Annotated in this window: 20 protein-coding genes; 11 read left to right on the top strand and 9 right to left on the bottom strand. The window is 67.2% G+C overall.

All coding sequences use genetic code 11. From position 1 onward, the window contains the following. Positions 1-120: 120 nt before the first annotated feature. Positions 121-1,080: a hypothetical protein gene (locus HF203_RS09830; RefSeq protein WP_168669155.1), complete on the bottom strand. Its 960-nt coding sequence runs from the start codon at positions 1,078-1,080 to the stop codon at positions 121-123. Positions 1,081-1,872: 792 nt separating this feature from the next. Between HF203_RS09830 and ppsA the strand changes: the two genes are divergently transcribed. Further along, the gene (gene ppsA / locus HF203_RS09825; protein WP_168669153.1) at positions 1,873-4,248 is read left to right on the top strand and encodes a phosphoenolpyruvate synthase; all 2,376 of its coding nucleotides are present in this window, start codon (positions 1,873-1,875) and stop codon (positions 4,246-4,248) included. A gap of 81 nt (positions 4,249-4,329) precedes the next feature. Here the strand turns inward: ppsA and HF203_RS09820 are convergent, their stop codons facing one another. The 5 genes from HF203_RS09820 to ppsR form a co-directional block, all read right to left on the bottom strand. Further along, the gene (locus HF203_RS09820) at positions 4,330-5,487 is read right to left on the bottom strand and encodes an AI-2E family transporter (protein WP_168669151.1); all 1,158 of its coding nucleotides are present in this window, start codon (positions 5,485-5,487) and stop codon (positions 4,330-4,332) included. A gap of 287 nt (positions 5,488-5,774) precedes the next feature. Beyond that, entirely contained in the window at positions 5,775-7,175 is a 1,401-nt protein-coding gene (locus tag HF203_RS09815; protein WP_168669149.1) for an NAD(P)(+) transhydrogenase (Re/Si-specific) subunit beta, read from the bottom strand. Between the two features lie 13 nt (positions 7,176-7,188). Then, a complete protein-coding gene (locus tag HF203_RS09810) occupies positions 7,189-7,485 on the bottom strand; it encodes a proton-translocating transhydrogenase family protein (RefSeq protein WP_168669147.1) in 297 nt (98 codons plus the stop codon). 44 nt (positions 7,486-7,529) lie between these two features. Continuing rightward, positions 7,530-8,624, bottom strand: a complete 1,095-nt coding sequence (locus tag HF203_RS09805; RefSeq protein WP_168669145.1) for a Re/Si-specific NAD(P)(+) transhydrogenase subunit alpha — start codon at positions 8,622-8,624, stop codon at positions 7,530-7,532. Between the two features lie 197 nt (positions 8,625-8,821). Continuing rightward, positions 8,822-9,658: a posphoenolpyruvate synthetase regulatory kinase/phosphorylase PpsR gene (gene ppsR / locus HF203_RS09800; RefSeq protein ID WP_168669143.1), complete on the bottom strand. Its 837-nt coding sequence runs from the start codon at positions 9,656-9,658 to the stop codon at positions 8,822-8,824. A 419-nt stretch (positions 9,659-10,077) separates the two neighbouring features. On the opposite strand from ppsR, the gene HF203_RS09795 reads away from it, so the two are divergent. Further along, positions 10,078-10,536: a hypothetical protein gene (locus HF203_RS09795; protein ID WP_168669141.1), complete on the top strand. Its 459-nt coding sequence runs from the start codon at positions 10,078-10,080 to the stop codon at positions 10,534-10,536. Positions 10,537-10,545: 9 nt separating this feature from the next. Here HF203_RS09795 and HF203_RS09790 read toward each other — a convergent pair whose 3' ends face one another. Then, positions 10,546-10,776, bottom strand: a complete 231-nt coding sequence (locus HF203_RS09790) for a HypC/HybG/HupF family hydrogenase formation chaperone (protein WP_168669202.1) — start codon at positions 10,774-10,776, stop codon at positions 10,546-10,548. Positions 10,777-10,853: 77 nt separating this feature from the next. Between HF203_RS09790 and HF203_RS09785 the strand changes: the two genes are divergently transcribed. From HF203_RS09785 to HF203_RS09760, 6 genes are all read left to right on the top strand, one after another. Then, positions 10,854-11,366 (top strand): hydrogenase maturation protease, encoded by a 513-nt coding sequence (locus HF203_RS09785; RefSeq protein ID WP_168669139.1) that lies wholly within the window; start codon positions 10,854-10,856, stop codon positions 11,364-11,366. 97 nt (positions 11,367-11,463) lie between these two features. Further along, the gene (locus HF203_RS09780) at positions 11,464-11,904 is read left to right on the top strand and encodes a hydrogenase expression/formation C-terminal domain-containing protein (RefSeq protein WP_168669137.1); all 441 of its coding nucleotides are present in this window, start codon (positions 11,464-11,466) and stop codon (positions 11,902-11,904) included. Between the two features lie 17 nt (positions 11,905-11,921). Beyond that, positions 11,922-13,019 (top strand): hydrogenase small subunit, encoded by a 1,098-nt coding sequence (locus HF203_RS09775; protein ID WP_168669135.1) that lies wholly within the window; start codon positions 11,922-11,924, stop codon positions 13,017-13,019. Further along, positions 13,016-13,678, top strand: a complete 663-nt coding sequence (locus HF203_RS09770; RefSeq protein ID WP_168669132.1) for a hypothetical protein — start codon at positions 13,016-13,018, stop codon at positions 13,676-13,678. The genes HF203_RS09775 and HF203_RS09770 overlap by 4 nt, the downstream gene beginning before the upstream one ends. Further along, a complete protein-coding gene (locus HF203_RS09765) occupies positions 13,675-14,982 on the top strand; it encodes a (Fe-S)-binding protein (RefSeq protein WP_168669130.1) in 1,308 nt (435 codons plus the stop codon). Before HF203_RS09770 ends, HF203_RS09765 begins: the two co-directional genes overlap by 4 nt. Before the next feature lie 58 nt (positions 14,983-15,040). Further along, entirely contained in the window at positions 15,041-16,771 is a 1,731-nt protein-coding gene (locus HF203_RS09760; protein ID WP_168669128.1) for a nickel-dependent hydrogenase large subunit, read from the top strand. A 187-nt stretch (positions 16,772-16,958) separates the two neighbouring features. Here the strand turns inward: HF203_RS09760 and HF203_RS09755 are convergent, their stop codons facing one another. Next, positions 16,959-17,249, bottom strand: a complete 291-nt coding sequence (locus tag HF203_RS09755; protein WP_168669126.1) for a hypothetical protein — start codon at positions 17,247-17,249, stop codon at positions 16,959-16,961. Between the two features lie 280 nt (positions 17,250-17,529). On the opposite strand from HF203_RS09755, the gene HF203_RS09750 reads away from it, so the two are divergent. From HF203_RS09750 to HF203_RS09740, 3 genes are all read left to right on the top strand, one after another. Then, entirely contained in the window at positions 17,530-18,468 is a 939-nt protein-coding gene (locus tag HF203_RS09750; RefSeq protein WP_168669124.1) for a 2-dehydropantoate 2-reductase, read from the top strand. 396 nt (positions 18,469-18,864) lie between these two features. Beyond that, entirely contained in the window at positions 18,865-22,965 is a 4,101-nt protein-coding gene (locus tag HF203_RS09745) for a response regulator (protein WP_168669122.1), read from the top strand. A gap of 6 nt (positions 22,966-22,971) precedes the next feature. Continuing rightward, a complete protein-coding gene (locus HF203_RS09740; protein ID WP_168669120.1) occupies positions 22,972-23,970 on the top strand; it encodes a response regulator in 999 nt (332 codons plus the stop codon). On the opposite strand, the gene HF203_RS09735 is transcribed toward HF203_RS09740, so the two are convergent. Further along, positions 23,927-25,360: an HDOD domain-containing protein gene (locus tag HF203_RS09735; protein WP_168669118.1), complete on the bottom strand. Its 1,434-nt coding sequence runs from the start codon at positions 25,358-25,360 to the stop codon at positions 23,927-23,929. The genes HF203_RS09740 and HF203_RS09735 overlap by 44 nt on opposite strands. Positions 25,361-25,371: the final 11 nt, after the last annotated feature.

Here is a 25,371-nt window from a genome sequence, read left to right as displayed (position 1 = left end):
TGCCCGTCGGTTTCAAGTCGTCGATAGGGTCATCTTCGAGAGGCGATCGAGCCATCGGAGAGACGGCCTGATCGAGTTGCCGTCGGACCGACCAGACGGGCGGCCCGACGACGGCAGGGATCAACGCGACTGGAAGTGGATCATCCAGGCCGGCATCGGCTTGTTGATCGGCTTGGCGGCAGGCGCAGGCTCCTCGGCGACCGGCTCGGCAGCGGCCTCCTCAGCAGCGACAGGCGCTTCCTCGGTGGCCTCGGCGACGGCAGGCTCGGCAGCAGCCTCGGCCTCTGCCGGTGCAGCGCTCTCCTCGGCGGCGACTGGCGCCTCCTCGGTGGCCTCGGCGACGGCAGGCTCGGCGGCCTCGGCCTCAGCCGGAGCAGCGCTCTCCTCAGCGGCGACCGGTGCCTCCTCGGCGGCCTCGACGACGGCAGGCTCGGCAGCAGCCTCGGCCTCAGCCGGAGCAGCGCTCTCCTCAGCTGCGACCGGTGCCTCCTCGGCGGCCTCGACGACGGCAGGCTCGGCAGCAGCCTCGGCCTCTGCCGGTGCAGCGCTCTCCTCGGCGACGACCGGTGCCTCCTCGGTGGCCTCGGCGACGGCAGGCTCGGCGGCCTCGGCCTCAGCCGGTGCGGCGCTCTCCTCGGCAGCGACAGGCGCCTCCTCGGCGGCCTCGGCGACGGCAGGCTCGGCGACCTCGGCCTCAGCCGGTGCAGCGCTCTCCTCGGCGGCGACAGGCGCCTCCTCGGTAGCCTCGGCGACGGCAGGCTCGGCGACCTCGGCCTCAGCCGGTGCAGCGCTCTCCTCGGCAGCGACAGGCGCCTCCTCGGTGGCCTCGGCGACGGCAGGCTCGGTGACCTCGGCCTCAGCCGGTGCAGCGCTCTCCTCGGCAGCGACAGGCGCCTCCTCGGTAGCCTCGGCGACGGCAGGCTCGGCGACCTCGGCCTCAGCCGGTGCAGCGCTCTCCTCGGCGGCGACAGGCGCCTCCTCGGTGGCCTCGACGACGGCAGGCTCGGCAGCAGCCTCGGCCTCGGCCGGTGCGGCGGTCTCCTCGGCGGCGACCTCAGCCTTGGGCTTGAGCGGAGCCATGTGCTCCATCCAGGCCGGCTGCGGCTTCGAGGTCGCGGTCGGTGCAGCCTCCTCGGCAGCGGCAGGCGCCTCCTCGGCGGCCTCGGCAACGGCAGGCTCGGCAGTCTCCTCAACCGGGGCAACTTCGGCCTCAACGGGCTCGGCGGCGGCCGTTGCGGACGCCTCGGCCGGCTCAGCAGGCTCGACCGCAGCAGGGGCCGGAGCTGGTTCAGGGGCTGGCGTCAGCTTGACGGAACCAATGGGCGCAAGATTTTCGGCGACCTGAACCGGCGAAGGAGCAACGCGATCCTCAGCCTGCTTCTGGGCAACGAAGGCATAGATGCCACCGCAAATCACGGCGATACCAACTGCCCAGACGGCAATCTTTCCGATATCGACCGACTCCAAGGGGCCTCTCGCCTTTGCGAGCGGGGTCGCGCTCTCATTCATCAAACTGGTCCTCTTCGTGAACGTGCAGGATGTCAGGGGCGACAACATGCGATCAGTGTTTGCGTAGCCTGCCTAGGCTGCCTGAATAGACGCAAGGGTTCAAGGGAGAATCCCTGACTCCACGGGCCGTCGTCAGGGGGGCAAAAATGACTAAAGATTTTAAATAATCAATCCTTACTATTGATTGAGCCGCAGGACGGTCATGTAGGCGATACGTTATATTCCTATGATTCTTCTGGGGCTGATCGATCAAACCTGCCGTCACTCGCGGGTCGCACCCGCCGTATCATCGCCTCGCAACGAACCGCGACCTCCGGCCACAGATCCGGAAGGCGCAACCTCTAAGACCGGAGAAAGAACACAATGACCGACTACGTCCGCTGGCTGAGCGACCTCGGGATGGATGACGTGCCCATCGTCGGGGGCAAGAATGCCTCCCTGGGCGAGATGATCCAGAACCTGACCGATGTCGGTGTCCAGGTGCCGGGCGGGTTTGCCACCACAGCCGACGCCTATCGCGAGTTCCTCGCCAAGGATGGGCTGGACGCGCGCATCCGGGAAGCACTCGATGCGCTCGATGTCGACGACGTCGCCGCCCTCGCCGAGGTCGGCCCGCGCATCCGCGGTTGGGTCATGGAGCAGCCCTTCCCCGAGGGGTTGGAGTCGGCCATCGACGCCGCCTACACCAAGCTGGTCGAGGAGGCCGGCAGCGAGGCGGTGTCCTGGGCGGTGCGCTCCTCGGCCACCGCCGAGGATCTGCCCGACGCCTCCTTCGCTGGACAGCAGGAGACCTTCCTCAACGTCCAGGGACTCGACAACATCAAGACCCGGATCAAGGAGGTCTTCGCCTCCCTGTTCAACGACCGCGCCATCTCCTACCGCGTCCACCAGGGTTTCGAGCACCACAACGTCGCGCTCTCGGCCGGTATCCAGCGCATGGTGCGCAGTGACCTCGCCGCCTCCGGCGTGATGTTCACCCTCGACACCGAGTCCGGCTTCCGCGACGCGGTGTTCATCACCGCCAGCTACGGGCTCGGCGAGATGGTGGTCCAGGGCGCGGTCAACCCCGACGAGTTCTACGTCCACAAACCCACGCTCGAGGCCGGTCGCCCGGCGATCCTGCGCCGCAGTGTCGGCGACAAGGCCGTGCGCATGGTCTACAACGACGCCGACAGCGACCAGCTGGTGCGCACCGAGCCGGTGCCCGAGGCCGAGCAGCTGCGCTTTAGCATCAGCGATGCCGAGGTCGAGGCGTTGGCCAAGCAGGCGATGCTGATCGAGCGCCACTACGGTCGCCCGATGGACATCGAGTGGGCGAAGGACGGCATCGACGGTCGTCTCTACGTCGTCCAGGCCCGTCCCGAGACGGTGCAGAGCCGCTCGGGCAACGTCATCGAGCGCTACACCCTGCAAGAGAAGGGTGAAGTGCTCACCACCGGGCGCAGCATCGGCAACCGCATCGGTGCGGGTGCTGCCAAGATCGTCAACAGCATCGCCGACATGCACCGCGTCGAGCCCGGTGATGTGCTCATCACCGACATGACCGACCCCGACTGGGAACCGGTGATGAAGCGCGCTGCGGCCATCGTCACCAACCGTGGCGGGCGCACCTGCCACGCCGCCATCATCGCCCGCGAGCTGGGTGTCCCGGCGGTGGTCGGCTGCAACAACGCCACCGAGGTGGTCAAGGACGGTCAGGCGGTCACCGTCAGCTGTGCTGAGGGCGACACCGGCTTCATCTACGACGGCAAGCTCGACTTCGAGCACAAGCGTGTTGAACTCTCGGCCATGCCCGAGATCCCGGTCAAGATCATGATGAACGTCGGCAACCCCGATCGGGCCTTCGCCTTCGCCGCTACCCCCAACGCGGGTATCGGTCTGGCGCGACTCGAGTTCATCATCAACAACATGATCGGCATCCACCCCAAGGCGCTGCTCGAGTACGACCAGCTGCCCGAGGAGCTGCGCGCCCAGATCGCCCCGCGCATCGCCGCCTACGACAGCCCGCGCGAGTTCTACGTCGCCAAGCTCGCCGAGGGCATCTCCACCCTCGCTGCGGCCTTCGCGCCCAACTCGGTGATCGTGCGCATGTCGGACTTCAAGTCCAACGAGTACGCCAACCTCATCGCCGGTCCGCGCTACGAGCCCGAGGAAGAGAATCCGATGATCGGCTTCCGTGGCGCCGGGCGCTACGTCGCCGATCACTTCCGCGAGTGCTTCGAGCTGGAGTGCGAGGCGCTCAAGCGGGTGCGTGACGACATGGGCCTGACCAATGTCGAGATCATGATCCCGTTCGTGCGCACCCTCGGTCAGGCCAAGGCGGTCAGCGAGGCGCTCGCCGCCCAGGGTCTGGAGCGCGGCAAGAACGGGCTGCGCCTGATCATGATGTGCGAGCTGCCCTCCAACGCGGTGCTGGCCGACGAGTTCCTCGAGTACTTCGACGGCTTCTCGATCGGCTCCAACGACATGACCCAGCTCACCCTGGGGCTCGACCGCGACTCCGGCCTGGTCGCCGACTACTTTGACGAGCGCGACCCGGCGGTGAAGAAGATGCTCGCCATGTCGATCGCCGCCTGCCGCGCCAAGGGCAAGTACGTCGGCATCTGCGGCCAGGGCCCGTCGGACCACAAGGACTTCGCCGACTGGCTGCTCAAGCAGGGGATCAGCAGCATCTCGCTCAACCCCGACACCGTGATCGACACCTGGCTCTACCTGGCCGAGCAGGCCAAGACCCTCTGAGGTCGACCCCGCACCGGCGCTGCGGCGCCGGTCGCAATGAACCCCGGAGCGCCACGGCGGCCGGGGTTTTTTCGTGCCCGCTCAGCGCCGTCCGGGGTCGTCCTGATCGCCGCCCGCCTCGCTCGGCGCGGGTTCGGGGGCGGTCGGCGGCTCCTCGATCAGGTCGATGCCGTCGAGCACCTCCTCGACATCGGGCAGCACCTCGGCGAACTCGATCCCGTACATCTCCCAGATCGAGATGAACAAGGAGGCCACCACCGGGCCGATGAAGATCCCGGCCAGACCGAACATGAAGATGCCGCCGAGGGTGCCGAAGAAGATCATCAGCTCGTGCATCTTGGTGTCCTTGCCGACCAGCACCGGGCGCAGCAGGTTGTCGAGCGAGCCGACGACCAACCCGCAGAACAGCCCCAGCGTCACCCCGGTCACCACCTCGCCCTGCACCACCAGGATCGCCACCGCCGGCGCCCACACCAGCGCCGCGCCGACATTGGGGATCACCGACAGCACCGCCATCACCGTGCCCCAGAACACCGCGTTGTCGATACCGGCGACGGCGAAGGCGATCCCCGCGAGCGTCCCCTGCAACAACCCGATCAGCAGCGAGCCCTTGAGCGTAGCGCGGGTCACCGAGGTGAACTTCTCCAGCATCACCCGCTCGTCGCTGGTCTTGAGCGGCAGGTAGTAGAGGATGCGCTCGATCAGCTTGGGGCCGTCCATCTGCAGGAAATACATGCTGTAGAGCAGCACAAAGGTCATGAAGACGAAGTTCGCCGTCCCCAGCGTCACCCCGGAGACCCACTCGACCAACAGCCTGCTGAGCGCAGTGGTGGCGCTACCGAGCTGGCCGAGGATCTCGTCTTCGTAGACCACCAGCTGATCGTAGAAGGGCAGACGGTGCAGATGGTCGGCGAGCACCCCGGGGTCCTGCAGCGAGCCCTTGAACCACTCGCCGATGGCAGAGCTGACATCAAGCGCCTGCGCCAGCAACACCCAGAACAACACCCCGAGCGGGATCAGTACCACCACCGCCATGATCAGCAGGGTCGTCATCGAGGCCAGATGACGCCGCCCGGAAAAACGCGACTGCAACCTCAGAAACAGCGGCCTGGCCAGCGCGCTGAACAGCCCGGCGAGGAACAGCGCCATCAGAAAGGGCTGGATCATCGTCAGGAACAGCGCCGAGATCCCCAGCGCCAGCAACAGCACCACGGTCTTGTTGACGTAATCTTGATTCATCTTCGTTCTCGTCTCGCGGTCGCTGCGCCAGGGCGCGCGACATCGAAGGGGACGGGATCAACAGGCTGCGCACCCCGCCCCGTGAGCGCACAGCATAGCCGCTCGGGATCGGCGGCTGCAGTCGAGGACCTGGGCTCGGGGCACCCGAGACGAACAAGACCGAAGCAGAGACACAAGCGGTCGACACTCCCCCTGCCATCGGGCAGTGAGACGAGCCGGATCAGCCCGAACCGGCCCGAGCAGGGCAGCCGGACCCAGCACCGGATCCGGGCAGCCCTGCCGGGGCCTCAGTGCCCCCCGCCCTTGAGCGCGGCGTTGATCGCCTCGATGGTGTCCTTGGCGTCGCCGAAGATCAGCGAGGTGTTGTCCTGGTAGAAGAGCAGGTTGTCGACGCCGGAGTAGCCGGGGCGCATCGAGCGTTTGAGGAAGTAGACCTGGCGCGCGCGCCCGGCCTCGAGGATTGGCATGCCGTAGATCGGGCTGGAGGCGTCCTCGCGCGCGGCGGGGTTGACCACGTCGTTGGCGCCGACCACCAGCACCACATCGGTGCCGGGGAAGTCGGGGTTGATCTCGTCCATCTCCTGGACGTTGTCGTAGGGGATGTCGGCCTCGGCGAGCAGCACGTTCATGTGCCCCGGCATCCGCCCGGCGACCGGGTGGATGGCGAAACGCACCTCCACCCCGCGACCCTCGAGCTGCTGCATCAGCTCCTTGAGCGCGTGCTGGGCCTGGGCGACAGCCATGCCGTAGCCAGGCACCACGATCACCCGCGCGGCGTCCTCCATCCAGTAGACGGCGTCCTCGACCGCCGCCGACTTGACCCCGCGCTCGGCGGCCTGAGCGCCAGCGCTCTCGCCACCGCCCCCGCTGCTACCGAAACCACCGAAGATGACATTGATGATCGAGCGGTTCATCGCCCGGCACATGATGTAGGAGAGGATGGCCCCGGAGCAGCCGACCAGCGCGCCGACGATGATCAGCAGGTTGTTGTGCAGGGTGAAGCCGGTGGCCGCCGCCGCCCAGCCGGAGTAGCTGTTGAGCATCGAGATGATCACCGGCATGTCGGCGCCGCCGATGGGGATAATCAGGGTAAGACCGAGTAGCAGCGCGAGCAGGGTCATCAGCAACAGCGAGAGCAGGCTGCCGGTGAGCGCGAAATGCACCGCCAGCGCCACCGTCGCCAGCGCGATCAGGGCGTTGAGCAGGTGCTGCCCGGCAAAGCGCACCGGAGCGCCGCCGATTAGCCCCTGGAGCTTGCCGAAGGCGATCACCGAGCCGGTGAAGGTGATCGCGCCGATCACCACCCCGGCCGAGATCTCGCTCATCAGCAGGGCGTCGAGCCCGCCGCTGGCACTGCGCTCGAGGAAGGTGCCGATGCCGACCAGCACTGCGGCCATACCGACGAAGCTGTGCAGCGCCGCGACCAACTGCGGCATCGCGGTCATCTGGATACGCACCGCGACCACCGCGCCGATCACCGCACCGATGGCGATGCCGGCGATGATGAAGCCGTAGGACTGCACCTGAGCGCCGAGCAGGGTCGCGGCGATGGCGATCACCATGCCGAGCATGGCGTAGAGGTTGCCGCGCCGCGCCGTGGCCGGGTGGGTCAGTCCCTTGAGCCCGAGGATGAAGAGGACGGCCGCGGCCAGATAGGCCAACGCCTGATGATTGACTGAAAGCTCCATCGCAATGCCGTCCCTATCGCTTCTTCTTGAACATGGAGAGCATACGGTGCGTCACCAGGAAACCGCCGAAGACGTTGATCGAGGCGAGCAGCACCGCGAGGAAACCGAGCAACTGGGTCAGCAGCCCGGCGTCGGGGTCACCGGCGACCAGCAGCGCGCCGATCAGCACGATGCCGGAGATGGCGTTGGTGAGCGCCACCAGTGGGGTGTGCAGCGAGGGGGTCACGCCCCACACCACCCAGTAACCGATGAAGCAGGCGAGGATAAAGACGTAGAGCGCGATGATCGTTGGGTCGAGCAACTCCGGCATGAGTCTCTCCGTTGGCAATGGGTGGACGGATGGCGGGCGCGCGCTCAGTCGGCGCACGCCACCATCGCGGCGGTGATCTCGTCGTCCGCCGGGTCCCTGAGCTGGGGTCCGGACGCCCCGGTCTCGATCATCAGCTCGAGCAGGTTGGCGAGGTTACGCGCGTAGAAGGCGCTGGCGTCGGCTGCAAGCAGCGCCGGGTAGTTGGTCAGCCCGACCAGGGTGACGCCGTGCCGCTCGACGACCTCGTCGGCGACGGTGAGCGGGCAGTTGCCGCCACTGGCGGCGGCCAGGTCGACGATCACCGAACCGGGGCGCATGCGCTCGACCACCGTCTCCGGGATCAGCTCCGGGGCATGGCGACAGGGGATCTGGGCGGTGGTGATGATCACCTGGGCGCGCGCCAGCTCATCGGCGAGCGCGGCCTGCTGGCGGGCCTTGGCCTCGTCGGAGAGTTCGCGGGCATAGCCACCCTCGCCCGCGCCGCTCTCACCGAGATCGAGTTCGATCGGGCGCGCACCGAGCGAGCGGATCTGTTCGTGGGTCTCGGGACGCACGTCATAGGCGTGGACATCGGCGCCGAGCCGCCGTGCGGTGGCGATCGCCTGCAGGCCCGCGACCCCGGCGCCGAGCACCACCACCCGCGCCGGCTTGGCCGAGCCGGCCGAGGTCATCATCATCGGGAAGAAGCGCCCATAGCGGCTCGCCGCCTCGAGGGTGGCGCGATAGCCGGCGATGCTGCTCTGCGAGGAGAGCGCGTCCATCGACTGCGCACGCGAGGTACGCGGCATCCGCTCCAGCGGAAAGACCAGCAGCTCGCGCGCCTGCATCGCCGCCAACAACGCGTCCTCGCCGCAGCCCTCCAGGAAACCGAGATAACGCGCGCCGCGGCGCATCAGCTCGACCTCCTCGGGCTCGGGGCGACGCACCTTGAGCACCAGGTCGGCGTCATAGACCGACTCGCGCGGCCCCAGGGTCGCACCGGCCTCGGCGTAGTCTGCATCGGGGTAACCGGCACGCGCGCCGGCACCCTGCTCGACCCAGACCTCCAGGCCCTTGGCCACCAGCTTACGTACCACCTCCGGGGTCGAGGCCACACGGGCCTCGCCGGGACGTCGCTCCAGAGGAATTCCGATCTTCATCCGCGATTGCCTCTCCCTCGCCACCGCCACATCGTGACGCTAAAACTACAGCATTATCAGTGCCAAAAAACAGGATCGCAACCGCCCCGCCAGGGGGCGGGGAAAACCCTGAGACCGCAGCGATCACTTTAAAATCAATATATGCCGAATTGCTTATTCTGCGTCGCCCGATGACACCGACACCGGGTCACGGTCGCTCAGCGTACCCGCAGGGCCAGCTGTCGGTCCTGATTCTCCTTGAAGGTCTTGATGATCTGCGCCGAGACCTCTTCGATCGACTGGCTGGTGGTGTTGATCACCGGTACCTGCAACCGGCGAAAGATCTGTTGTGCGTGGCGCAGATCCTGTTGGCATCTGGTCATCGAGGCATAGGGGCTACCAGGACGACGCTCCTCACGAATGAGCTGCAGTCGCTGCGGATCGATGATCAGCGCAAACAGCTTGTCACGACAGTCCCACACCTGCTTGGGCACGTCACCGTGCTCGAAGTCCTCCTCGGTGATCGGGTAGTTGGCCGCGCGCAGCCCGTAGTGCATCGCCAGATAGAGACAAATCGGGGTCTTGCCCGAGCGCGAGACGCCGAGGAGCACGACATCGGCACGGTTGAAATTATCTGGGCGCACGCCGTCGTCGTTGGCCATGGCGAAATTGATCGCCTCGATCCGTTTGGTGTAGAAGTTCGGCCGGGTGATGGCATGGCTGCGCCCGGACTCGCGACTCGGTGAGACCCCGAGTTCGGCCGAAAGCGGCTCGACGAAGCCCTCGAACAGCTCCATGTAGAAGCAGTTGCCAGTCTTGAGGACGTCGCGAATCTCGTCGTTGAGCATGGTGGCAAAGACGATCGGACGTACCCCATCACGCTCGGCCGCCTCTTGCATGCGCTGGGTGAGCGCCTTGGCACGCATCTCGGTGTTGATGTAGGGCATGTAGACCTGCTCGAAGTCGATGGTGTCGAACTGCGACAGCAGGCTGTGCCCCAGGGTCTCGGCGGTGATGCCGGTGCTCTCGGAGACGAAGAAGACGGTTCTGTTCATAGACTCGATTCCAGACGGGGAGGAAGACACCCGCGACCGGGGCCCCCCGGTCACTGTCCCTATCCTCGCACGCCGTCCGCGAACCGCGAAGCGAGCGATGTCATGGGAATGATCGAACCGCAAAGACACGATGGGTGCAAAGGGAATCAGCGTTTCCAGCTGACCAGCCAGAGTGGCTCACCTGCCATCGGTAGCGCCAAGAATACGTGCTCAGCGCCAGCTGGTCGTAAAGCACTGTAGCCATCTGCGCTGCCGTCGAGGACGCGCACCACAGGACGCTGACAGCTGGCGGCTTCCCCCCTTCGCGTCCTTTGTGTCTTTGCGGTTCACGCACTCTTGGCGGCTGGCAATATGATCATTTGCTGATACTCTTGACGCGATCTCAGCGGTCCCTGACCCGCCAACGCGAGGAGCCGACCATGGCCATCCGTATCGAGACCGATCAGGACCTCCGCGCCGCGCTCGACGCGCTCTCGTATCGCCAGCGACGCGTCCTCGGCTGCCGCTTCGCCGAGCGCGTCGGCGCACTGTGCGGCGACGCCCGTGTCCATCAGGCAATCGCCATCGGGGTCGACCCGACAAGCCCGCCGGAGGCGCTCGCCGAGGCCTTCCGCATCGCCAAGGCGCACGCCACCCGCACCTATACCGACTGTGGCAAGGACACCGACTGGATGGCCCAGGCCGAGCACTTCGTCGCCGCCGCCGCCAGCGCCGCGCTCGCCCCCGAGGACGTACGTCGCGATGCCCGCAACCCGGCCTGGAAGGCGGCGGTGCAGGCGCGTATGGCGGTCAACTGCGCGATGATGGAGGACGATACGCGCTCGGAGTCGGCCGAGGTCGAGGCGCAGTACGCGCTCGCCGGCACCGCCCAGGGCTGAAGCGTGCCGCTACACCCGCCCTGCCACCAGCATCTCGTCGTAGAGACGCCAGGCCTCGGCGGCGGTATCGGGGTCGACCCGCTCGATCGCGTGCCCCAGGTGGACCACCACGTAGTCACCGACGACGAGCGACTCGTGCGCCAGCATCAGCAGGCTGGCCTGTCGCTCCACGCCCTTGGCCTCGCAGTGCGCGATCAGGCCGTCGATCGCGCGGATTCGCATCGGTATCCCGAAACACATCATGCCCTCTCCCGACGACCCGAGGCCGTCCCTCCAGCCCGGCGCGCCCACATCCAATTACAGGATGGACCCAGACCATGCACCAGGCCCCATCCGAGCCCGACACCCTGATCCTCGGCATCGGCAACCTGCTGCTCAGTGACGAGGGCCTCGGCCCACGCCTGATCCGCTGGTTCGAGGTCGACTCCGGTCCGAACGCGCCCTTTCGCTGTCTCGACGGCGGTACCCTGGGCTTCACCCTAGCCACCGACATCGCCGCCTGCGCCCGCCTGATCGTGGTCGATGCCGCCGCACTGGGCGAGCCACCCGGCACCCTCCGGGTATTCGAGGACGCGGTGCTGGACGCGCATCTACGCGCTCACGCCAGGAGCGTACACGAGGTCGGCTTGGCCGATCTGCTCGACATCGCCCGACTCACCGGCAGCCTGCCGCAACCACGCGCATTGGTGACGGTCGCGCCCGAGCGGGTCGACTGGGGCGAGCACCTGAGTCCACCGGTCGAGGCCGCGCTGCCCGCGGTCACGGCCGCGATCCACGCCCTGCTGAGGCGCTGGGGCAGACGATCTACTAGAAAAACCCCGAGAATATAGGAGGTTGCTAACTTTCTAAAATAGCTGCGCCAAATCAATTCAGGTCGCACACAAAGCACCTAGACTCCCTAGCCAAGGTCAGTCCGAGGTGAGCGACATGCCCACGCTGGAATCCATCGCCCCCGTCGGGGACACGGACACGGACGCTCTCCCCCCCCTACCCGGACCACTGGTCCCGCTGCTCCATGAGGTGCGCTACGCGCTCGCCCGACTCATCGACGAGGGCAGCGAACACCGCATCGACCTCCATGCCCTGCCGCTCAACACCACGCTGATCGATCAGCTGCTGGCCTTCATCGGTCGCGGTGAGGTCGAGGCACGGATCGATGCCATGGGACCGACCCGGATCCACGAGTCGGCCACCCCCGGGGTGTGGGTCGTCGACTACCGCGACGCCGACGACCAACGGCTCGCACTGCATCTCGAGATCGCCTCCGTACCGCAGATCCTGCGCACCGATCGGGCCACGCTCAACGCCGGTCTGCAGCGCCTCGACGCCGGGCTGGCCGGCGCGGGCGACCCGTCTCCACCGTCCTGACGCCACGAGGAGGGATCATGGCCGCCACCCAGACACTCGCCGAGCAGCTGCGTGCCCAAGGGGTCTCGCGGCGTGGTTTTCTCAAGTTCTGCGCCGCCACCGCCTCGCTGATGGCGCTGCCGCCGAGCCTGATCCCGAGGATCGCCGAGGCGTTGGAGGCGGCGCGCCGCCCCTCGGTGATCTGGCTCTCCTTCCAGGAGTGCACCGGCTGCACCGAGTCGCTCACCCGCAGCCATGCCCCGACCCTCGAGGGGCTGATCTTCGAGGCGATCTCGCTCGACTACCACCACACCCTGCAGGCGGCCTCGGGCGAGGCGGCCGAGGCCGCACGACTGCAGGCGATGCGCGACAACGCCGGGGCCTATCTAGTGGTGGTCGACGGCTCCATCCCCGGCCCGGAGGCCAACCCCGGCTATTCCACTGTCGCCGGGCACAGCAACCACGCGATCCTGATGGAGACCGTGGAGCACGCCGCGGCGGTGATCGCGGTGGGCACCTGCGCCGCCTTCGGCGGGCTGCCGCGCGCCGCGCCCAACCCCACCGGCGCGCGCGCGGTGATGGAGCTGGTCGACGACAAGCCGATCGTCAACATCTCCGGCTGTCCGCCGATCCCGATGGCGATCACCGGGGTGCTGGCGCATTACCTGACCTTCGGCCGGCTGCCCGAGCTCGACGCCTACCGCCGACCGCTGGCCTTCTTCGGCGAGTCGATCCACGACCGCTGCTATCGTCGTCCCTTCTACGACCAGGGCCTGTTCGCCGAGTCCTTCGACGACGAGGGCGCGCGCCAGGGCTGGTGTCTCTACCGGCTCGGCTGCAAGGGTCCGACCACCTACAACGCCTGCGCCACCCAGCGCTGGAACGGCGCCACCAGCTGGCCGATCGAGGCCGGGCACCCCTGCCTGGGTTGCTCGGAGCCGGCCTTCTGGGACGCCGGCGGCTTCTACCAGGCCGTCTCGGTACCGCCACGGGTGAACGCTGAGGCGCTGCTCGGTGCCGGCGCCGCCGGGGCCGCGCTCGGCGCCGGCACCGCGCTGGCCGCCAGGCGCTTCACCCGCCACGAGCAGCAGCAGCGCGAACCGGTCACCGTCGAGGCGCTGGAGAAGAGGCTATGAACGGCGCGATGGAATTCCTGCTGTGGACCAAGGGGCCGATGTTCCAGATCGCACTCGGCATCTTCGCCGTGGGGATGCTGGCGCGGCTGTTCGAGATCCTGCTGCTCGGGCGCGCCACCAACCATGCCGAGGCGCGCGCCGGCGAGTGGCTGCCGGGGCTGCGCACCGTCTTCACCCGCACCATCCCCGACCCCGGCACCTTCAGGCGCGCACCCTTCGACGTGCTGGTCGGCTGGATCTGGCACCTCGGCTTCATCATCGTGCTGCTGCTCTCCGTGCCGCATGTGGAGCTGGTCGCCGGGGTCTTCGGCGTCTCCTGGCCGACCCTGCCCAACCCGGTGATCGACCTGCTCACCGCCATCACCCTGGCCGGGCTGGTCGCCGCACTGCTCCACCGTCTGCTCCATCCGGTCAAGCGCCGGATCAGCATCCCCCAGGACTATCTGGTGTGGGCACTGACCTTCGCCGTGGTGCTGACCGGCTATCTCGCCTATCACCGGCTGGTCGATCCCTATCCGCTGGCGCTCGGCATGCACATCCTCAGCGCCGAGCTGCTGCTGATCTGTCTGCCCTTCACCAAGCTCACCCATATCTTCACCACCGTCTTCGCGCGCTGGTACAACGGCGCGGCCTTCGGCCGCAAGGGGGTGCGGTCATGAGCGAACTCTCTCTCGAACGTGGACTGGCGGCGCTGCGCGCCGAGATCGACGCCCCGGTGGCGGCCTTCTTCTCGAGCTGCGTGCGCTGCGGGCTCTGCGCCCAGTCCTGCCCCTTCTATCTGGAGACCGGCGACCCGCGCTACACCCCGATCCTCAAGCTCGAACCGCTACGACGGGTATGGGAGGCGGAGTTCACCCTGTGGGGACGGATCAAGCGCTGGCTGGGACTGGGGCAAGAGGTCAGCGATGCCATGCTCGCCGAGTGGGAACCGCTGGTCTACGACAGCTGCAGCCTGTGCGGGCGCTGTTCCATGGTCTGCCCGGTGGGCAACGATCTCGTCTACATGATCCGCAAGACCCGCGAGGGCATGGTGCAGTCCGGGCATGCCCCGGAGGGACTGGTTGCCGCCTCGGTGCGGGCGATCCGCACCGGCAGCCCGATGGGGCTGCAGTGGAAGACGCTGGCGGTGCAGATCCAGCACGTCGAGCGCAGCACCGGGCTGACGGTGCCGGTCGATCGCGCCGGCGCCGAGTACCTGGTGATGCTCTCGTCGATGGAGATCATCAACTTCCCCGAGTACCTCGAGGCGATCACCCGCATCTTCGATCACGCCGGGGTGCGCTGGACGCTCTCCACCCAGTGTTTCGAGGCCACCAACGCCGGCATCCAGATCGGCAGCAAGGACATCGCCGCCGAGCTCGTCGAGCGCGTGGTGGTCGCAGCCTCGGCGCTCGGGGTGAGCCGGGTGATCAGCCCCGAGTGCGGTCACGCCTTCACCGCGATCCGCTGGGAGGGCCCGAATCTGATCGGGCGTCCCTACCCCTTCCGCGTCTTCCACATCATCGAGGTGCTCGACGAGCTGCGCCGCGACGGGCGGCTGCACACCGAGGGCAAGGAGGCAGACCGGCTGTCGATGCACGACCCCTGCAACCTCGCACGCAAGAGCGGGGTGATCGGCGAGCAGCGCGCGCTGATGGACCTGGTGGCGGAGCACTTCGTCGACCTCGACGAGCACGGGCGCTTCCAGTGGTGTTGCGGGGCCGGCGGCGGGGTCAGCTCCAACGAGCGCGCCGAGCCGCTGAAGCTCGCCGCCTTCAAGCGCAAGAAGGCGCAGATCGAGGCGGTCGAGCCCGAGCGCATGGTGACCATGTGCGCCACCTGCCGCACCCAGCTCGAGGAGGGGCTCGAGGAGTTCAACATGGACATCCCGGTGGTCGGGCTGACCGAGATGATCGCCGAGCACCTGGTCGAGCGACCGGCCGCCGAGCCCGAACCGGGCACCGAGTCCGGCCAGCCGGCCTGAGCCAACCCGCGCATGAGCCAGGCCGGGAGAGCCGGCCAGCAGCAGGAGAGCCAGTTCCATGAGTCAACGTGTCGTCGTCGACCCCGTCACCCGCATCGAGGGGCACCTGCGCATCGAGGCCGAGCTGTCCGGTGACCGCATCGCCCGCGCCTACAGCTCGGGCACCTCGGTGCGCGGCATCGAGACCATCCTGCGCGGTCGCGACCCGCGCGAGGCCTGGGCCTTCGCCCAGCGCATCTGCGGCGTCTGCACCCTGGTCCACGGCATCGCCTCGGTGCGCGCGGTCGAGGACGCGCTCGGCATCACCCCGCCGCTCAACGCCCAGCGCATCCGCAACCTGATGATCGGCGCGCAGTACATCCACGACCACGTGATGCACTTCTACCACCTCCACGCCCTCGACTGGGTGGACGTGGTCTCGGCGCTCGAGGCCGACCCGGCGGCGACCTCGACCCTGGCCCAGACGATCAGCCCCTGGCCGAAGTCCTCGCCGGGTTACTTCAGCGAGGTGCGCAAGCGGCTGCGCGGCTTCGTCGAGTCCGGCCAGCTCGGCATCTTCGCCAACGGCTACTGGGGGCACCCGGCCTATCGGCTGCCACCGGAGGCCAACCTGATGGCGGTGGCGCACTATCTCGAGGCGCTCGCCTGGCAGCGCGACGCCTCACGGCTGCACGCCATCTTCGGCGGCAAGAACCCGCACCCGAACTTCGTCGTCGGCGGCGTGCCCTGCCCCATCGACCTCGACTCCGACTCGGCGCTCGACGCCAGCCGACTGGCCGAGGTGGCCGCGATCATCGCGCGCATGCGCACCTTCGTCGAGCAGGTCTATCTCCCCGACACCCTGGCCATCGCCGGCTTCTACAAGGACTGGGCCGAGCGCGGCGAGGGACTCGGCAACTTCCTCTGCTACGGCGACCTGCCCAGCGGCGAGACGCTGAGCCCTGAGGGCCTCCTGTTCCCGCGCGGGGTGATCCTCGGGCGCGACCTCGACACCGTCCACGAGATCGATCTCGACGATCCCGAGCAGATCCAGGAGTTCGTCGCCCACGCCTGGTACGACTATCCCGGCGGCAAGGATCAAGGCCTGCACCCCTATGCCGGCGAGACCCGGCTCGACTACGACGGGCGCGGCGGGGTGCGACCGCCCTATACCCAGCTCGACGTCGCCGACGGCTATTCGTGGATGAAGTCGCCGCGCTGGAAGGGCCACGCGGTCGAGGTCGGCCCGCTGGCGCGGGTGCTGCTCCTCTACGCCCGCGGTCACGAGCAGACCCGCGAGCTGGTCGGCCAGGCGCTGCGCCAACTCGAGCTGCCACTCACCGCGCTCTACTCGACGCTCGGGCGCACCGCCGCGCGCGCGCTCGAGACCCGCCTCTTGGTCGACGCCATGGACGACTGGTATCGCGACCTGATCGACAACATTCGCGCCGGCGACACCCGCACCTTCGACGCCCGCACCTGGGACCCCGAGACCTGGCCGCGCGAGGCGCGCGGCGCCGGTTACATGGAGGCCCCGCGCGGCGCACTCGGCCACTGGATCGTGATCCGCGACGGTCGGATCGAGAACTATCAGGCGGTGGTGCCCTCGACCTGGAACGCTGGCCCCCGCGACGCTGCGGAACAACCCGGCGCCTACGAGGCGGCGCTAGAGCACAACCACCAGCTGGTCGACCCCAGACAGCCGGTGGAGATCCTGCGCACCATCCACTCGTTCGACCCCTGCATCGCCTGTGCCGTGCACCTGGCCGACCCCGACTCCGGCGAGCAACTGGAGATCAAGGTCTGCTGAGCGGCACACCTGGGGTCGCCGCCGATAGGGCACACGGGTGTCGAAGGGGATGCGACCGCCTCATCGACGGCACAGAAGACAGGGGCGAAACGGTACGCCAGACGACCGAGAACACGGGCAGGGAAACGACGCGCGACACTCAGGCCCGTGATGATCCAGAGGGGGTGGCATCACGGACCGGCACAGCTCAGGAAGCGGCGCGCAGCGTGGCATCGCCACGGCTGTTGCGACGGGTACGGCTACTCGGGCGAGTGCTCACCGAGCGCTCACCGGCTCGTCGCCGCGAGGCACTCGCGCCGAGCGCTGCAGTCGCGCGCTCGCCATCGCTCATCCCCAAGGCACTCGGAACCCAACGATAGGCCGCCGGTGAGCACAGACCGAGCATCCAACCGGATGCGAAGGCCCAAGCGGGGATGACGCCGAAGGATTGGTAGAAGTAGGTCACGATCGAACTCCACAGCTTGATCGATGCGCGCACGAGGTCAGTCCGTCGCCTGCCGCAAACACCGGGAGGGGATGAGACGGTCATGGTACCGAGAGACCGCCAGAGGCGGCTCAGCGGAGCCAGACTCCATCGCTTGGTTCCTGTGGTTCAGCCTAATCTAGCCGAGCGGTACATGCCGCGACCCGGGTCCCGTTTCCTCCATCCGGCGTCAGCAACCGACGACGCTGACGCTCGACACGGACAACGGTGAGCTGACGTATACTGAAGCGTTGCAATCCACCCCGTGCGTCCCCGAACGCACCACCAGCAAGACATGACCGCATCGACTGATCTCAGCTTCACCATTCTCGGCACCGGCGCACTCGGCGGTTTCTACGGGGCGCGCCTGCAAGCGGCAGGCGCCACCGTGCGCTTCATCGCCCGCAGCGACGCGGCGACCATCGCCCGCGACGGACTGCGCGTCGACTCGCCCCTCGGCGATCTCCATCTCGACCCGGTCGAGGTTTATCGCGACAGCGACGCCATCCCCCCGAGCGACGTGGTCTGTGTCGCGCTCAAGACCATCCAGAACCAGCGGTTGCCAGCGCTGCTGCGCCCCCTGATCCGTCCCGGAACCATCATCCTCAACCTGCAAAACGGCCTGACCATGGAGGACGAGCTGGCCGCCGCCTTCCCCGAGGCACGGGTGATCGCAGGGATGTGTTATCTGTGCTCGAACAAGGTCGGGCCCGGACACATCGTCCACCTCGACTACGGCACGGTGAGTTTCGCCCCCTTCGACGAGGCCGACCGCGACTGCCTCCCCGCGCTGATGCAGGCCTTCTCGGCCGGGGACGTCGAGGTCGAGTCCCTGCCCGATCTGCACCAGGCACGCTGGCGCAAACTCGGCTGGAACATCCCCTTCAATGGCCTCTCGGTCCTGCTCGACGCCAACACCGACCGGATCATCGCCGACCCCGACGCCCGGCGACTGGCCGAGCGTTTGATGGCCGAGGTCGCACTCGGCGCCAACGCCTGCGGCCACCCCTTTGCCCCGGGCTTCCTCGAGCGGCTGATGCACTTCACCGAGCAGATGACCCCCTACGCCCCGAGCATGCGCTTGGACTATCTCGCCAAACGTCCGCTCGAACTCGAATACATGTATCGACGCCCCCTGCGCGAGGCTGAACACCACGGCGCCCAGCTGCCCACCATCTCGGCCCTGGCCGATGCCCTGGCCTTCCGCGACCGGAGCAACCGCGCCGAGGACTGATCCGCACCCACCCGGTCTACCCCGTCACCCCGACGCTGGTCGGACCGGGAGGCCCCTTCCGCCGGGGCCATCCGATGGCGCTTGAAGCCAATCCAACCGTCGCCACCATCGGTCAATGGGTCGATGGCCGACGCCGGTCACGGTAGGCGCGTCCGCGACCATCGATCGACACCTTCACGATCGACCCGTGAGCCGGCACCAGCACACTGACGCGGTGCCGCAAACGATTTTTCCCTGCAGGAACGGCAGGACCCCGTCAAGGACAGCCCCAGCGGCTCGCGGAGGAACCGATGACGTCGAACCACACCCGCTCCTCTCCGAGATCCTGGCAACGCGCCTCGCGATCTCGTCATGCACTGAGCCCACAGTACGCGTCGCACACGCACACCTGAGCTCATGACCATCTCGCGACTCCCTCAGTTCGTCGCCACCGTTCCGCTGCATCTCCCCTCGCTGCTGCTCGCCGCCGGATTGGCGCTCGCCGCGGTGGTCGATGCCCAGATCGGCGCCGAGAACGCGGCGACCAAGCGCGAGCGCTTCACCTTTCTTGCCGAGCGCGTCGTCGATCAACTCAAGGAACGGATGCAGATCTACGAATACGGCGTGCGCAGCGCGCGAGGCGCTATCATCAGCGCCGGCGGCGATCAGATCCGGCTCGCCGAGTTTCAGCGCTACATGACCTCGCGCGAGCACCAGCGCGAGTTTCCGGGATCACGCGGCTTCGGCTATATCAGCCGCGTTCCCGCCAGCCAGACGGCGACCTTTATCGAGCGTGTCCGCCGTGATGGACGTCCCGACTTCGACATCCACCAGATCGCCGCCCACGACGGTGAGCGCTTCGTGATCCAGATCATCGAACCGCTCGAGCACAATCGCGAAGCGGTCGGGCTCGATATCGCCTCCGAACCCAGCCGACGCCGGGCAGCGGTTGCCGCCATGCACAGTGGCCAACCGACCCTGACCGCACCCATCACCCTGGTCCAGGCCAGTGGCAAGCGATTGCGCTCATTCCTGTTGCTGCTGGCGGTTTACCAACCGCCATTGACGCTCGATCCACGGGACGCCGTCCAGGAGTCGGCAACCGTCGTCGGCTGGGCCTATACCCCGTTGGTGATCGACGAGGTTCTGGCCGATTTCGACTTCCGGGGCGGCGAGTTCTGTCTCACCCTCGGTGATCTCGACGTCAGTGACCAACACGAGACCTTCTACAGCTCGCCGGGCAGCACCACGCCGGTGATCGACACCCTGATCGAGCGCCACGTCATCGAACTCTACGGACGGCGCTGGTTGATCGAGATCAAGGCACTGCCGGCCTTCGTCACCAACCTCAACCTACGCAACCCGCATCATGTCGCCGGCCTGATCACCCTGTTCTCGGTGCTGCTCTCGGGGCTGCTGTGGATCTATCTCGACAACACCCGCAAGCGGCTGCAGGCGGCCGAGTCGCGCAGTCGACTCGCCGCCATCATCGAGTCGACCGACGATGCCATCATCGGCCAGGGACTCGATGGCCGGGTCGTCAGCTGGAACCCGGCCGCAGAACGCTTGTTCGGCTATCGTGCCGCGGAGATGATCGGGCGCGAGCCACCAGTGCTCGACGCCAAGGGCGAGGCCGAGGCCTGGCAGGCTGGACTCAGACAGGTACGCGCCGGGCGTACGGTCCGGCGTTTCGGCATCCAGCACCGCCATCGCGACGGTAGCCTCATCGAGCTGGCGACCACCATCTCGCCGGTACACGATGGCGCGCGACGGATCATCGGGTTGTCCTATATCGTCCGCGATCTCAGTGACTATCACCGGCTCGAGAGCCAATTGCGCTCCACTCTCTCGCGCATGCGCCTGGCGCTCGACGCGGCCAGGATCGGGATCTGGGAATGGCAGCTCTGCGACAACCGATTGACCTGGGACCAGAGCATGTTCGCCATCTACGGGATCGAGCACGCACGCGACGAGGTCGACACCCTTGATTACACCTTCTGGCTCTCGCGCATCCATCCACTCGATCGCAACTATGTCGAGGAACGGCTTCGGCGTCACCTCCTCGGTGAGGAGCTCGGCGAGCTCAACTTCCGCATCCAGCGCGCCAACGGCGAGGTCCGCCACCTTCATTCGGCCGCACTGATCGAGCGTGACGAACACGGGCGCCCCCAGCAGATGGTCGGCATCAACCGTGATGTGACCGACAAGTTCAAGGCCGAGCAGGCGTTGATCGACGCCAACCGTCAACTCGAACTCAAGGTCGGGCAACGTACCCACGAGTTGCTCTCACTCAACGAGCGCCTGCGCGAGGCGGTCCGTCAGGCCGAGGGGGCCACCAAGGCCAAGAGTGACTTCCTCGCCAACATGAGCCACGAGATCCGCACCCCGATCAATGCCGTGCTCGGCCTGGCCTACCTGCTCGAACAGACCGCGCTCGATGAGGAGCAACACCGCCTGCTCACCAAGATCCATAGCTCAGGGCGCGCCCTGCTGACCCTGATCAACGACATCCTCGACTTCTCCAAGATCGAGGCCGGTCGACTCGAACTCGAACACACCCCCTTCCGTCTCGGCGAAGTCCTCGAGAACATCGCCACCATCATGGCCCCGGAGACCGGCGATCATCGCGTCGAGCTGATCGTCGGCGTCCCCCCGAGTGGAGTCGATACCCTCTACGGTGATGCGCTGAGGCTACAGCAGGTGCTCACCAACCTGGTCTCCAATGCCCTCAAGTTCACCGAGCAGGGACAGGTGGTGGTACGGGTCGGCGGTGATGACCTCGAACGCGATCACCCGCGGCTACACTTCAGCGTCAAGGACACCGGTATCGGCATCGCCCCGGACAAGCTGCAGGCCATCTTCCAGGCCTTCACCCAGGCCGACACCTCGACCACCCGACGCTTCGGCGGCAGCGGCCTGGGACTGGCGATCTGCCGCCGGTTGGTCGAGGCGATGGGCGGCACCCTGGGGGCGACTAGCAGCGTCGGTCAGGGCAGTGAATTCTGGTTCACCCTCCCCTACGAGCCCGCCCCCCCACTGACACAGCGCCCGGCGTTGCCCAAGCTCAACGTCCTGGTGGTCGACGACAACGAGGCGGCACGCACCACACTCAACGCCTGCGCCAAGGATCTCGGTTGGAGCACCGAGACCGCCGGCTCGGGAGAGGAGGCGCTCAGGATCCTGCGCGAACGCCAACACGGACCGCACCCCTTCGACCTGCTCCTGATCGACTGGCGAATGCCGGAGATGGACGGCATCGAGACCGTGCAACGCGCCCGCGACATGCTCGGCGCCGCTCGAATGCCACGCGTGATCATGGCCACGGCCTATGGCCTCGACCCAGGCCTCTCAGCACGAATCGACGCGCTCATCCACAAACCGATCACCCCCTCAGCCCTCTACAACGCCATGCAACAACTCGAGCAACAGGTGCCATCCCCGGACCAAGCGACAGCGCCGAGACCCGCTCCCGCCCCTCCGGCACAGGAACCACGCCTCAAGGGGCTGAGGCTGCTGGTGGTCGATGACAGCGAGATCAACCGCGAGGTCGCACGCAGCATCCTCGAGCGCGAAGGCGCCAAGATCCACGAGGCCAGCGATGGACGCGAGGCGGTCGAGTGGGTCGAGCAGGACCCCGAGCGGGTCGACCTGGTGCTGATGGACATCCAGATGCCGGTCATGGACGGCTACATGGCGACCCATGAGCTGCGCGAACGACTCGCCTTGCCCCAGCTGCCGGTGATTGCACTCACCGCCGGGGCCTTTCAGCCGCAACGCGAGGCCGCACTCGCCGCTGGTATGAACGATTTCCTCTCCAAACCCTTCGATGTCGATCAGATGATCGCCACCATCCGCAGCCATACCGGACGTGAGCCGACGAACGGCCAGGGAATCGTGCCACCGTCGCCCTCACACCATGACACTGGGGCCGTCCCCTTGCTCGACCTCGCCGATGCCATGACCCGCTGGCGCGACACCAAGACCTACAACAGCAATCTACGGCGTTTCGCCGAGCAGTACACCGATCTGTCCCAAACGCTGCAGCGTCTCACTACGACCGGCGAGACACCGGCTGCCGCAGCACTGGCGCACAAGATCAAGGGCGCGGCGGCAAACCTCGGTCTCAAGGCGTTGCAGCGCGTAGCCGCAGCGCTGGAGACCCGACTACGGGCACAGCAGGCAGACGAGACAGCGGCAGCCATCGAGGCCCTGGCGCATACCCTGCAGTCCAGCCAGGAGGCAATCACGGCCTATCTCGACCAGCAACCGGCGCCACCGCCAGCCCCGGAGTTCACCGCAACACGCGAGGAGATCGAGCCGCTGCTGAGCGAACTGCTCATCGCACTCGATCAGGACGAACCGGCCCTGGTGCGTCCCTTGCTCGAGCGTCTGCAACAACGGATCACGGCAGCACAATTGAGTCCAATCCGTGCCTGTATCGAGGACTTCGACTTCCGCGCCGCCGAGCAGGCGACCCGACGCCTCGCCGAGACACTGGACATGACGCTAGACGGGTGATCAAGCATGCAACACGGCAAGCTGCTGGTGGTCGACGACGAGCCGAGCAACCTTGGCCTGATCGACGAGATTCTCGGCCAGGACTATCGGCTAGCGTTCGCACGCAATGGTCAGGAGGCACTGGCGGCGGTGGCCAAACACCAGCCGGCGATGCTGCTGCTCGACGTACAGATGCCAGACATGGACGGCTACGAGGTCTGCCGTCGTCTCAAGGCCACACCTGCCGGGGCTCAGATCCCCGTGCTCTTCATCACCTCGCGTTCCGACGAAATCGATGAGAACGAGGCCTTCGAGGCCGGCGGGGTGGACTTCATCACTAAGCCGATCTCGCCGCTGGTCCTCAAGGCGCGGGTACGCACCCACCTCTCACTGGTGCGCGCCACCGACCTCGAACGCAGCCAGCGCGACGCCATCGACATGCTGGCACGTGCCGGACACTTCCGCGACAATGATACCGGCGTCCACATCTGGCGCATGGCCGACTACTCAACCCTGCTCGCCGAGGCCTGCGGCTGGCCCCCGGACGAGGTGGCACTGATGAAGCTTGCCGCCCCGATGCACGACACCGGCAAGATGGGTATCCCCGACGCCATCCTGCAGAAACCGGCCAAGCTCGATGCCACCGAGTGGGCGGTGATGAAGACCCACGCCCAGATCGGGCACGACATCCTCGCTCGCAGCGAGGCCCGCATCTTCAAGCTCGCCGCCGAGATCGCGCTGCACCACCATGAGCGCTGGGACGGCAGCGGTTACCCCGACGGCCTCGCCGGCACCGCAATCCCGCAGTCGGCACGCATCGTCGCCGTCGCCGATGTCTTCGATGCGTTGAGCATGCGCCGTCCCTACAAGGAACCCTGGCCCGTCGAGCGCGTGGTCGAGACCCTCAACGCCGAGTCCGGGCATCATTTCGACCCCGAGCTGATCGAGCGCTTCAACGAATCACTCGATCGCATCCTCGAGATCAAGGCGACTTGGGACGCCCGGGAGGTCGATGAGTTCGACTGAGGTCGAGCGACTGCCGTGCCAAGGCTGCCGCTGTGGCCGTGACCATGGCCGCAAACCCCGACTCCACCTGCCGATCGAGCGCGCAGCACGCACTACGGCGATCCCCATAGACCAGGCCCAGCGTAACCATCCGGCGACGCAGCGGCATCACCAGGAAGGCACCGACCCCGAGCCATTCGGCCAACGCATCGGGCAACGGCCAGGCACCACCCTCGCCGACCCGAACCACACCAGGCGCCTCGAGCAACCCTTCCAGCAGCACCTGCACCCGTTGTTGTCCGCCCCCTTGGTTGAAACCAGGCTCGAACTCCGAGCCCACGAACAACCGCGGACGCAACCGCTGCTCCCTGGGGTCACAGGCGAAGAAGGCGACCCGATTGAGCCCGAGGCCACGATGCAACCCACGCAACAGGGTCGCGATCAGGTGCGAGTCGTCCTCGGCGTCGGCCTGTTCGAGCCGACATCGACACAGCGCCAGCTCGTCGGCACGCGGGGCCAGACAGAAGGGGGCCCGATAGGGCGCGCGCAGCCCCCAGACCGCTGGCGCTGCCGCCGGCGACGGTAGCGTTGTCAGCGCGGTCTCGGCAAGAACCGGCAGGCGCCCGAGTACCTGTATGATGACCCGATTGACGCGCGTGGCCAGCGACTCCGGGGAAAGTCCCAGTTGCTCGCTCGCCAACCATAGGTCCCGCCCCAGCAGAGGGTGCTGCCACCCCGAGCAGGCGTCACGCGCCACCTGGGTCGCGAGCATCACCCCCAGCGCGCGCTGATAGGTTGCATTGTGTGGGCGCATCGTCTCGCGCACCATCTCGGGTAAACACCACTGACAGGCGAGACGATGGCCCAGGCTTCCCAGACTGTCGCTGAGCGCGACATAATCGGCCTCGTGCGGCAAGACGTGATGGAGATAGACGAGCTGCAGATAACGCCCAATTCGCCGATCACCGACGGCGAGCAAGAACAGCTCACCGAGGTTGTGCAAAAGCGCCGCAGCGGCCACCTCGGCGGGAAACATGTCGCGATCACTAGCCGCCCAATCAGCGGCCAAGGCCCCGGCCAGCGCCGCCCGTGCCGAAGCGTGACGATAGGCACGAAGACGCTCCCCGGTCAGCGTTCGCTCGGCCTCAACGGCACGCTCGACGAGCGCCGCGATCTCGCTCGTACCGAGCATGTGCACGGCATCCTCGAGGGTGGTGACCTCGGCGCGGAAATGGCGATGGGGAACGGCATTGGCCCGTTGCAGGACCTGCAGCGCCAGCGCCGGATCGTCCAGCAAGACCGCCGCCAGGTGCTGGCGCGAGGGAGGCTCGGCGGCGGCGAGCAGGGCCGCCAGCCGCTGCCGAGCGTGCGCCAGCACTGGCAGCCGAGCCGGGTCCGCGCTAGCACTCAATCGCCCTATCC

Origin of the sequence: Marichromatium bheemlicum (assembly GCF_012276755.1) — a bacterium.
In the GTDB taxonomy this organism is placed as follows: domain Bacteria; phylum Pseudomonadota; class Gammaproteobacteria; order Chromatiales; family Chromatiaceae; genus Marichromatium; species Marichromatium bheemlicum.
This window is presented reverse-complemented; position numbering and strand designations above follow the sequence as displayed.